General features: G+C 60.1%; 1 protein-coding gene. It reads right to left on the bottom strand.

The window, feature by feature from the left end; translation table 11 throughout:
• A partial coding sequence (locus tag I6F37_RS42500; RefSeq protein ID WP_225154749.1) for an ABC transporter substrate-binding protein occupies positions 1-409 on the bottom strand: 409 nt, incomplete at both ends.

Genomic DNA, 409 nt, shown 5'->3' with positions numbered 1-409 from the left:
GGTCAACTCATCCGGCGTTTCGATGGACTCGATCGCCAGCCAGGTCGTCTGGCTCACGGAGTTGTTGTCAACGTTGGTGATCCACTCCCAGGTGAACTGCACATCCCGCGAAGTCAGGGGCTCGCCATCGCTCCAGAGTACGCCCTCGAGCAGATTGAAGGTGACGGTGCTGAGGTCCTCGGCAAGGAAACCGTTCTCGACAGCGGGAACTTCCTTGACCAGATTGGGAATGATCGACCCGTCTGGCAGGTAGTTCATCAGCGGTTCCTGAACCATGCCGCCTGTGATGAAGTCCTTTGTGCCAACCGCCTCATGGGTATTGGCCATGGTGGCGGCCTGCCACTGGATGATGCGGAGTTCACCGCCCTCGCCACGGGTCTGATTTTCGGTGCCCACTGCGGGGCGGCCT

The sequence above is a fragment of the Bradyrhizobium sp. NBAIM08 genome (assembly GCF_020193935.1).
Classification (GTDB): Bacteria; Pseudomonadota; Alphaproteobacteria; order Rhizobiales; family Xanthobacteraceae; genus Bradyrhizobium; species Bradyrhizobium yuanmingense.
The sequence above is the reverse complement of the archived record's forward strand: the minus strand, read 5'-3'. Positions and strand labels throughout refer to the sequence as shown.